Origin of the sequence: Pseudomonas protegens, assembly GCF_003732485.1 — a bacterium.
In the GTDB taxonomy this organism is placed as follows: Bacteria; Pseudomonadota; Gammaproteobacteria; order Pseudomonadales; family Pseudomonadaceae; genus Aquipseudomonas; species Aquipseudomonas protegens_B.
The window spans coordinates 83,883-93,398 of the sequence record NZ_MOAK01000086.1 but is presented as its reverse complement, the minus strand read 5'-3'; the positions used below and the strand labels follow the sequence as shown (position 1 = coordinate 93,398).

The 9,516-nt window shown below is 58.0% G+C and carries 9 protein-coding genes and 1 tRNA gene; 1 reads left to right on the top strand and 9 read right to left on the bottom strand.

What is annotated here, in order from left to right; all coding sequences use genetic code 11:
• A partial coding sequence (gene nadC, locus BLX41_RS27410; RefSeq protein WP_259745239.1) for a carboxylating nicotinate-nucleotide diphosphorylase occupies positions 1 to 661 on the top strand: 661 nt, incomplete at its 5' end.
• A 40-nt stretch (positions 662 to 701) separates the two neighbouring features.
• Here the strand turns inward: nadC and BLX41_RS27405 are convergent.
• The 9 genes from BLX41_RS27405 to BLX41_RS36415 form a co-directional block, all read right to left on the bottom strand.
• The gene (locus BLX41_RS27405) at positions 702 to 998 is read right to left on the bottom strand and encodes a DUF6388 family protein (protein ID WP_185073817.1); all 297 of its coding nucleotides are present in this window, start codon (positions 996 to 998) and stop codon (positions 702 to 704) included.
• Positions 999 to 1,416: 418 nt separating this feature from the next.
• On the bottom strand, positions 1,417 to 1,938 hold the full coding sequence (locus BLX41_RS27400; protein WP_123727418.1) for a hypothetical protein: 522 nt from the start codon (positions 1,936 to 1,938) through the stop codon (positions 1,417 to 1,419).
• Between the two features lie 284 nt (positions 1,939 to 2,222).
• Positions 2,223 to 2,298, bottom strand: a tRNA-Thr gene (locus BLX41_RS27395).
• Positions 2,299 to 2,417: 119 nt separating this feature from the next.
• Positions 2,418 to 4,523 carry a polyribonucleotide nucleotidyltransferase gene (gene pnp, locus BLX41_RS27390; RefSeq protein ID WP_015634122.1) on the bottom strand — a complete coding sequence of 702 codons (2,106 nt, stop codon included), beginning with the start codon at positions 4,521 to 4,523 and terminating at the stop codon, positions 2,418 to 2,420.
• A 197-nt stretch (positions 4,524 to 4,720) separates the two neighbouring features.
• Complete coding sequence (rpsO, locus tag BLX41_RS27385; RefSeq protein ID WP_011059205.1) at positions 4,721 to 4,990, bottom strand: 30S ribosomal protein S15; 270 nt, start codon at positions 4,988 to 4,990, stop codon at positions 4,721 to 4,723.
• 115 nt (positions 4,991 to 5,105) lie between these two features.
• Positions 5,106 to 6,023 carry a tRNA pseudouridine(55) synthase TruB gene (gene truB, locus BLX41_RS27380; protein WP_058438936.1) on the bottom strand — a complete coding sequence of 306 codons (918 nt, stop codon included), beginning with the start codon at positions 6,021 to 6,023 and terminating at the stop codon, positions 5,106 to 5,108.
• Positions 6,024 to 6,026: 3 nt separating this feature from the next.
• On the bottom strand, positions 6,027 to 6,428 hold the full coding sequence (gene rbfA / locus BLX41_RS27375) for a 30S ribosome-binding factor RbfA (protein WP_016967778.1): 402 nt from the start codon (positions 6,426 to 6,428) through the stop codon (positions 6,027 to 6,029).
• A gap of 159 nt (positions 6,429 to 6,587) precedes the next feature.
• Positions 6,588 to 9,116, bottom strand: coding sequence for a translation initiation factor IF-2 (gene infB / locus BLX41_RS27370; RefSeq protein WP_123727417.1), 2,529 nt, complete (start codon positions 9,114 to 9,116; stop codon positions 6,588 to 6,590).
• Positions 9,117 to 9,143: 27 nt separating this feature from the next.
• Positions 9,144 to 9,516 (bottom strand): helix-hairpin-helix domain-containing protein (locus BLX41_RS36415; protein WP_259745238.1); only part of this gene is annotated, 373 nt, incomplete at its 5' end.

Sequence of the window (9,516 nt, the reverse complement as noted above, 5' to 3'; positions counted from 1 at the left end):
CCGTCAGTTGGCCCCGCGGGTTGCCGTGCACTGGCAAGTGGCTGACGGCGAGCGGGTGGTACCCAACCAGGCGCTGTTCCACTTGGAAGGCCCGGCCCGTTCATTGCTCACCGGCGAACGCAGCGCTTTGAACTTCCTGCAGCTGCTATCCGGCGTGGCCACCCGCGCCCAATATCTGGCCGACTTTGTCGCCGATACCCAGGTCAAGCTGCTGGATACCCGCAAGACCCTTCCCGGCCTGCGCCTGGCCCAGAAGTACGCGGTCACCTGCGGTGGCTGCCACAACCACCGCATCGGTCTGTATGACGCCTTCCTGATCAAGGAAAACCACATCGCAGCCTGTGGTGGCATTGCCCAGGCCGTCAGCGCCGCCCACAAGATCGCCCCGGGCAAGCCGGTGGAAGTGGAAGTGGAAAGTCTTGGGGAATTGAAGGAAGCCCTGGCAGCCGGTGCCGACATCATCATGCTCGATGAACTGAGCCTGGACGATATGCGCGAGGCCGTGCGCCTGAATGCCGGCAAGGCCAAGCTGGAAGCCAGCGGGGGAATCAACGAAAGCACCTTGCGCCCGATTGCCGAAACCGGGGTGGACTACATTTCCATCGGTGCCATGACCAAGGATGTGAAAGCCCTGGACCTGTCCATGCGCTTGAGCATCTGATCCATGAAAAACGCCAGCCTGGTCAAGGCTGGCGTCGGGTTCAACTGTCGATCTCGTTGAGCTGCAGATAATCCTCAAGGTCCATGCCCAGCGCTTCAGCAACCTCCTGATGCACTTCCAGGCGCATAGCCTTCAACTCCTCCGGTGTCTCGGCCACCAGATCGAGCACCAGCTCCCACGGCTCGATGCCGCGAGACTCCGCCTCGTCCTCAAAGGCCCATTGCGCCTGCTGCTTCTGTTCTTCGGGGCTCAGGGCGTTGATTTCTTCTTGCAAGGAAGGCGTGGCAGCCAGGTACCTTTCAAGCGCTACGTCGATTCTTGCCTCTTTAGGAATCATCTCGTTCTCTCTGATCGTGGGAATGGAAGATGGATCTGGATCGTTGGGATCTCTCTGCCGCAAAAAATCGTTGCAACCGCCGATTTATCTGGCCTTCAGAACCATTCGGGATCATCTGAAAACAGCATGCTGGTACTCAGACAGAAACCGAATATAGGACCTTTGGCCGACGATTTATATGACCTGATGCACCGATGAGAGAGAAATCGGCGGATTTGCGGACCATCACCAGACACAGACTCGCCAGAAACCCCAGGAAACAAGGTTACGCCCTAGAAAACCAAGATTGGCAACGACAAAGAAAAGCTTACAAGCGCCAAGGTAATCACGAAGGCCGGTGAATACCTCATCCCCATGACCTTGGCCAAGGCCTCTGGCGATTGGCTCACGCCGGCTCACAAGAAAGTGCTATTTGCACTCAACCCGTAGTTGTTCCTTTTTTCAAGCAAACACCTGCCTTGCCGAGCTCGAAAAATCTTCTTAGATTTTCAAGGATGTCGTACTTCTGAACTGCCCCATTGGTGGCAATATTCATTTCAGCCCTGGTCACCCACAAGTATCCTTCCTTGCCTTGATTAGGAATAACGGAGAGTACGATATTAAATCTTGTAGCTTCAGGAGCTGTCGCGGATACCTTAGGTTCATAGAAGTTAAAAATCAGTTCGTTATCATCATTGGGTGAGACGCTTTGCGCACTGACAACAGGCAGTCCAACCTTCGAAGCTGTTGGAAAATTAGCAGAGTACAATACGCCTCTGCCCCGTACATCTTTGGTTATCTCCAAATAATATTGTTCACGATCTTTCGCATTCGCTGGAGTGGTGCATTCTTCGCCCTCCGTTGCAAAGTACTGTCCCTCAAACTCATACGAAGGGGCTTTCTCACAGGCTACAAGGGCCAGCGACACTAGACCGATTAACGCCAACTTCCACTTCTTCACGCTGAATACTCCATGATTACCGGACGTCATTATGGGCAATACCGCTCACTCAACAAAAAACTACAGCACCGCCCAACTGAATAGAACAGCAGCTTCTAAAACTTCAAGAGCAAGCCACGGAGACTTTCAATAAGAACTTATGGATACAACCGACGAACTCAAAAAAAAGTTGAACCTGCCTGCCGGCATTTCTTAGAAAAGTATCTTTCGAGGGCACTCATTCAGCGCTAGACGGACTTTGCTGGAGGGGCCGTACATTCGCAAACCGCTCAAAACTCGATATCTGGTGCCGGAGACAGGAATCGAACCTGCGACCTTCGCGTTACGAGTGCGCTGCTCTACCGACTGAGCTACACCGGCGTGGGCTAAAAACTAGCACTCGCGCCTTGGGCCGGCAACCGAGAGGCTTTTATCGCAGATAGCAAAACGCCCCGAACCAGTCGGGGCGCTTGCTTGTTCAGCTTAAGGCTAAAGGGTGATTAAACGCCCGAAGCCTTGGCTGCTGCCACGTCTTTGATGGACAGCTTGATACGGCCGCGGTTGTCCACGTCCAGTACCAGCACTTCCACTTCCTGACCTTCTTTCAGGATGTCGGTGACTTTCTCAACGCGAGCGTCGCTCAGCATGGAGATGTGCACCAGACCGTCCTTGCCCGGCAGGATGTTGACGAAGGCGCCGAAGTCGACGATGCGCTCAACCTTGCCGACGTAGATCTTGCCGATCTCGGCTTCCGCGGTGATGCCCAGAACGCGCTGACGCGCGGCCTCTGCAGCTTCCTTGGTTTCGCCGAAGATCTTGATCGAACCGTCGTCTTCGATATCGATCGAAGCCTTGGTTTCTTCACAGATCGCACGGATGGTGGCGCCGCCTTTACCGATGACATCACGGATTTTGTCGGTGTCGATCTTCATCGCGATCATGGTCGGTGCGTTGGCCGACAGTTCGGTACGGGACTGACCGATGATCTGGTTCATCTGACCGAGGATGTTCAGGCGAGCTTCCAGGGCTTGGCCCAGGGCGATCTCCATGATTTCTTCGGTGATGCCCTTGATCTTGATGTCCATCTGCAGCGCGGTAACGCCTTTGGCGGTACCGGCTACCTTGAAGTCCATGTCGCCCAGGTGGTCTTCGTCACCCAGGATGTCGGTCAGGACGGCGAACTTCTCGCCTTCTTTAACCAGGCCCATGGCGATACCAGCAACCGGTGCCTTCATCGGTACACCAGCGTCCATCAGCGCCAGGGAAGCACCGCAAACGGAAGCCATGGAGCTGGAACCGTTGGATTCGGTGATTTCCGATACTACGCGGATGGTGTAAGGGAACACGTCAGCGGCTGGCAGCATGGCCTGAACCGAACGACGAGCCAGACGGCCGTGACCGATTTCACGGCGACCAGCGCCGCCCATGCGACCACACTCGCCCACCGAGAACGGAGGGAAGTTGTAGTGCAGCATGAAGGGGTCTTTCTTCTCGCCTTCCAGGGTGTCCAACAGCTGTGCGTCACGCGCAGTACCCAGGGTCGCAACCACCAGGGCCTGAGTTTCGCCACGGGTGAACAGGGCCGAACCGTGAGTCTTGGGCAGTACGCCGACTTCGATGTTCAGCGGACGTACGGTGCGAGTGTCGCGGCCGTCGATACGTGGCTTGCCGTTAACGATGTTTTCGCGAACGGTGCGGTATTCGATCTCGCCGAAAGCGGCTTTGACGTCGGAAGCCGAAGGCTGGCCCTCTTCACCGGAGAGCTTGGCGACCACCTGGTCTTTCAGCTCGCCCAGGCGAGCGTAACGGTCGGCCTTGACGGTGATGGTGTAAGCCTGGGAGATGGCTTCGCCGAACTCGGCACGGATAGCGCCCAGCAGTTCGGTGGCTTCTGGGGCAGCAGCCCAGTCCCAGGTAGGTTTGGCAGCTTCGGCAGCCAGCTCTTTGACGGCCTTGATCACCGACTGGAATTCGTCGTGGGCGAACAGTACAGCGCCCAGCATCTGGTCTTCGGTCAGCTCTTTGGCTTCCGACTCAACCATCAGTACGGCTTCTTCGGTACCGGCCACGACCATGTCCAGGCTCGAAGCAGCCAGTTGCTCGTAGGTCGGGTTCAGCAGGTAGCCGGTGCTTTCGTGGAAAGCCACACGAGCGGCGCCGATCGGGCCGTCGAAAGGAATGCCGGAGATGGCCAGGGCAGCCGAGGTACCGATCATCGCAGCGATGTCCGGATCGGTCTTCTTGCTGGTGGAAACCACGGTGCAGACAACCTGCACTTCGTTCATGAAGCCTTCTGGGAACAGAGGGCGGATCGGACGGTCGATCAGACGCGAGGTCAGGGTTTCTTTCTCGGAAGGACGGCCTTCGCGCTTGAAGAAACCGCCAGGGATCTTACCGGCAGCGTAAGTCTTTTCCTGGTAGTGAACGGACAGAGGGAAGAAGCCCTTGCCTGGATCCGCTTGCTTGGCGCCAACCACGGTCACCAATACGCTGACGTCGTCGTCAACGGTGACCAATACTGCGCCGGAGGCCTGACGGGCGATACGGCCAGTCTCGAGGGTTACGGTCGACTGACCGAACTGGAATTTTTTGATTACCGGGTTCACGGTGTCCTACCTTCTTTGTGGCTCTTGGGGAAACTTGCTTCTTGCGAAATTCTTGGGCAATGCGGGGAATCGGCCCAGCCTTTATTGTCCAGGTAAAACGGTGCAGCAGATAAAACTTGAGGCTGGAAGCCTGCCATACGCCGGCGGAAAAACCGCTGACGCATGGCAAACAACCAACCTCATAGCGCAATCGCTGATTAGCGACGCAGACCCAGACGACCGATCAGGGTGCTGTAACGGCTCAGGTCTTTGCCTTTCAGGTAGTCCAGCAGCTTACGACGCTGGTTTACCATGCGGATCAGGCCACGACGGGAGTGGTGGTCTTTACCGTTGGCTTTGAAGTGACCTTGCAGTTTGTTGATGTTGGCGGTCAGCAGTGCAACTTGCACTTCTGGCGAACCAGTGTCACCAACAGCTTGCTGGTAGTCGGTTACGATCTGAGCTTTTTCTTCAACGCTGAGTGCCATGTGGGCAATCCTTATATCAGGAAACTGTTCAAGAACAGTTTCAACAGGCCAGGGACAAATCCCTGTATCTATAAATGAGTAGTGACCGTGCCTGTTAACAGCCACCCTCGTCCGGTCATTCTGACCGAATCAGTCGACGCGGCGCGATGCGCCCGTCTTCGCTCACTTCACCGATACCGATGAAGCGACCGTTGTGATCCTGTACCCGCACCATGCCGAACTTCGGTGCATCCGGGGCACGTACCGGCTGGCCATTGAGCCAGTAGAACGCGCTGTGCTCCGAGAACTGCAGCAGCGGCCAATCCAGCAAGCCGCTATCCGATGGCATCAGGAAGCGGTCTACCGCTTCGTTGCCGCCTTCGGCGTGCACTGCTTCGAGCTCTTCCAGGGTGACCGTCTGGGCCAGGCTGAAAGGTCCGGCCTGGGTCCGCCGCAGTTCTGCAACGTAGGCACCACAGCCGAGCTTTTCACCGATATCTTCCACCAGGGTGCGGATATAGGTGCCTTTGCTGCAGTCCACCGCCAGGCGGGCAGTGTCGCCTTCGCAGGCGAGTAATTCCAAGCGCGCAATAGTAACAGAACGCGGTTCGCGCTCCACCACTTCCCCTGCACGAGCCAGTTTGTAGAGTGGCTGGCCATCACGCTTGAGGGCGGAGTACATCGGCGGTATCTGTTTGATTTCGCCGCGAAACTCCGGCAATACCGCTTCGATATCGGCACGACCAACGGTCACTTCGCGGGTCTGCAAAACTTCGCCTTCAGCGTCCGCGGTGGTGGTGGTCTTGCCCAACTGCGCCAGGGTTTCGTAACCCTTGTCGGAGTCGAGCAGGTATTGCGAGAACTTGGTGGCCTCGCCGAAGCACAGCGGCAGCACGCCGGTGGCCAAGGGATCGAGACTGCCGGTGTGACCGGCCTTCTCGGCATTGAGCAACCAGCGGACCTTCTGCAGGGCCGCGTTGGAGGTGAAGCCCAGCGGCTTGTCCAGAAGGATGATGCCGCTGACGTTACGACGGATACGCTTGACCTGAGCCACCGCTTACTCCTTGGCGTCTTCAGGGGCAGGCGCGTCGCCATGCTGGCTGTCTTCAGCCACGGCACGCTCGATCAGAGCCGACAGGTGCGCCCCGCGGGCGACGCTTTCGTCGTAATGGAAGTGCAGTTGCGGCACGCTGCGCAGCTTCATTTCCTTGGCCAGTTGCATGCGCAGGAAACCTGCCGCCGAGTTCAGCACCTTGATGCTCTGGGCGATTTCTTCGGCGTTTTCCTGGCCCATCACGGTGATGAAGATCTTCGCGTGACCGACATCGCGGCTGACTTCCACGGCGGTGATAGTCACCAGGCCGACGCGTGGATCCTTGACTTCGCGACGGATCAGTTGCGCCAGTTCGCGCTGCATCTGATCACCGATACGTTGGGTACGGCTGTATTCTTTTGCCATGTCTTGTTACCTGTTACTGCCTCACGGCGAAACCCGTGTGGTCTGAAAGCGGCAAACGCCCGGCCTGGCAGGAGCCAGACCGGGCGTTGCGTTTAGAGGCCGCTGGCGGTGCCGTGCATGGACATGCTACGGGCCACCAGGGCTCTTGAAGTGCGCGAGTTAGAGGCTGCGAGCAACCTGGACCTTCTCGAAGACTTCGATCTTGTCACCGACTTTGACGTCGTTGTAGCTCTTCACGCCGATACCGCATTCCATGCCGGCACGTACTTCGGACGCGTCATCCTTGAAGCGGCGCAGGGATTCCAGCTCGCCTTCGAAGATAACGATGTCTTCACGCAGTACACGGATTGGACGGTTACGGTGCACGACACCTTCGATGACCATGCAACCGGCGATCGCGCCAAACTTCGGCGAGCGGAACACGTCGCGAACTTCGGCAACACCCAGGATGTTCTCCCGAACGTCGCTGCCCAACATACCGGTCAGGGCTTTCTTGACGTCTTCGATGATGTCGTAGATCACGTTGTAGTAACGCATATCCAGACCTTCCTGCTCGACGATCTTCCGTGCGCCGGCATCGGCACGCACGTTGAAGCCGAACAGTACAGCGTTGGAGGCCAGTGCCAGGTTGGCGTCGCTTTCGGTGATACCACCGACGCCGCCGCCCACTACACGCACTTGCACTTCGTCGTTGCCCAGGCCGTTCAGAGCGCCTTGCAGAGCTTCCAACGAACCACGGACGTCGGATTTGAGGACGATGTTGAGCGTCTTCTTCTCTTCCTGGCCCATGCTTTCGAAGATGTTTTCCAGCTTGCCGGCGTGAGCACGGGCCAGCTTGACTTCGCGGAACTTGCCTTGACGGAACAGAGCCACTTCACGGGCTTTCTTCTCGTCGGCCACTACGCTCATCTCGTCGCCGGCGTCCGGGGTACCGTCCAGGCCGAGGATCTCGACCGGAATGGAAGGACCGGCTTCCTTGATTGGCTTGCCGTTCTCGTCGAGCATGGCGCGCACGCGGCCGTAGTTCGAACCGACCAGTACCATGTCGCCTTGACGCAGGGTACCGTCTTGAACCAGCACGGTAGCTACCGGGCCACGGCCCTTGTCGAGACGGGATTCCACCACGACACCACGGCCTGGGGCCGAAGGAGTCGCTTTGAGTTCCAGTACTTCGGCTTGCAGCAGAACGGCTTCCAGCAGGTCGTCGACGCCGGTACCCATTTTCGCGGAAACCGGTACGAACGGAGTATCGCCCCCCCAATCTTCCGACGTCACGCCGTGAACCGAGAGTTCACTGCGGATGCGGTCCAGATCGGCGCCTGGCTTGTCGATCTTGTTCACGGCGACCACCAGCGGTACGCCGGCTGCCTGTGCGTGCTGAACGGCTTCAATGGTCTGCGGCATCACGCCGTCGTCCGCTGCAACCACCAGGATCACGATGTCGGTAGCCTTGGCACCACGGGCACGCATGGCGGTAAACGCAGCGTGACCTGGGGTGTCGAGGAAGGTGACCATGCCGCGCTCGGTTTCTACGTGGTAGGCACCGATGTGCTGGGTAATGCCACCGGCTTCGCCCGCGGCCACTTTGGCGCGACGGATGTAGTCCAGCAGCGAGGTTTTACCGTGGTCAACGTGACCCATTACAGTCACGACCGGCGCACGGGCAACCGCTTCACCTTCGAACTTCAGGGACTCGGCCAGGGAATCTTCCAGGGCGGTGTCGCTGACCAGGGTCACTTTGTGGCCCAGTTCTTCAGCAACCAGCTGGGCAGTTTCCTGATCCAGAACCTGGTTGATGGTGGCTGGAGTGCCCAGCTTGAACATGAACTTGATGATTTCAGCAGCCTTGACCGACATCTGCTGAGCAAGATCGCCAACAGTGATGGTCTCGCCGATCTTCACTTCACGCACGACAGGGCCGGTTGGGCTCTGGAAACCGTGAGCGTTGCGTTTCTTCAGCTTGGCCTTGCCGCGACCACCACGACGGAAGCCATCGCTTTCTTCGTCGGTGGTACGTGGGGCAACGCGCGGCGCAGGCGCCTTTTCCTTGACCGAAGCGCGATGCGGAGCGTTTTTGCGCTCACCATCGCCACTGCCGCGACGATTGTTATCGTCTGCACGTGGTTTGTCCGGACGGCGCTGCTCGTCTTTCTTGCGCACGTCAGCCACAGGAGCCGGAGCGGCTACCGGGGCGTCTTGCACAGGTTCGGCGGCAACTGGCGCAGGAGCCGGGGCTGCAACCGCGTCAGCGACTGCAGTTTCGGCAACCGGAGCAGGCTGGCGACGCGCTTCTTCTTCGGCGCGACGCTTGGCTTCTTCTTCAGCCTTCTGACGGGCAGCATTTTCTACTGCGCGACGTTCTTCCAGTTCGCGTTGACGCTCGGCTTCGATTTCTTCCGGGCTGCGCTGTACGAAGACTTTCTTCTTGCGCACTTCAACGCTGATGCTCTTGCTGCCAGCGACACGCAGGGTGCTGGTGGTCTTGCGCTGCAAAGTAATTTTGCGTGGTTCTTCCACTTTCGCCTTGTGGCTGCTTTTCAGATGAGTCAGCAACGACTGCTTCTCACTGTCGCTCACATGTTCCTCGGCGGCGGTGTGCGGCAGACCTGCCTCACGCATCTGCTGCAGCAGGCGCTCTACCGGTGTTTTGACCTCATCGGCCAGTTGTTTCACCGTGACTTGCGTCATGCACTTCTCTCCTCAGGCCGCGCCTAATTACTCGAACCAGTGGGCTCGGGCGGCCATGATCAACTTGCCGGCACGATCATCGTCAATGCCGTCGATGTCGAGCAGGTCGTCAATAGACTGCTCGGCCAGGTCTTCGCGGGTAATTACGCCGCGCACCGCCAGTTCCATCGCCAAATCCTTGTCCATACCCTCAAGCGAGAGCAGGTCTTCGGCCGGATGGGCGTCTGCCAGCTTTTCCTCAGTAGCGATGGCTTTAGTCAACAAGCGATCCTTGGCCCGAGCGCGAAGCTCGTTGACGATGTCTTCGTCAAAGCCGTCGATGTTGAGCATTTCTTCCAGCGGTACGTAGGCAATCTCTTCCAGGCTGGTGAAGCCTTCATCAACCAGAACCTGTGCCAGT

Bases quoted from the DNA above. Each gene is read 5' to 3' on its own strand.
- BLX41_RS27405 (WP_185073817.1), bottom strand. From the start codon at position 998: ATGATTCCTAAAGAGGCAAGAATCGACGTAGCGCTTGAAAGGTACCTG.
- rpsO (WP_011059205.1), bottom strand. From the start codon at position 4,990: ATGGCACTCAGCGTTGAAGAAAAAGCTCAGATCGTAACCGACTACCAG.
- rbfA (WP_016967778.1), bottom strand. From the start codon at position 6,428: ATGGCAAAAGAATACAGCCGTACCCAACGTATCGGTGATCAGATGCAG.
- infB (WP_123727417.1), bottom strand. From the start codon at position 9,116: ATGACGCAAGTCACGGTGAAACAACTGGCCGATGAGGTCAAAACACCG.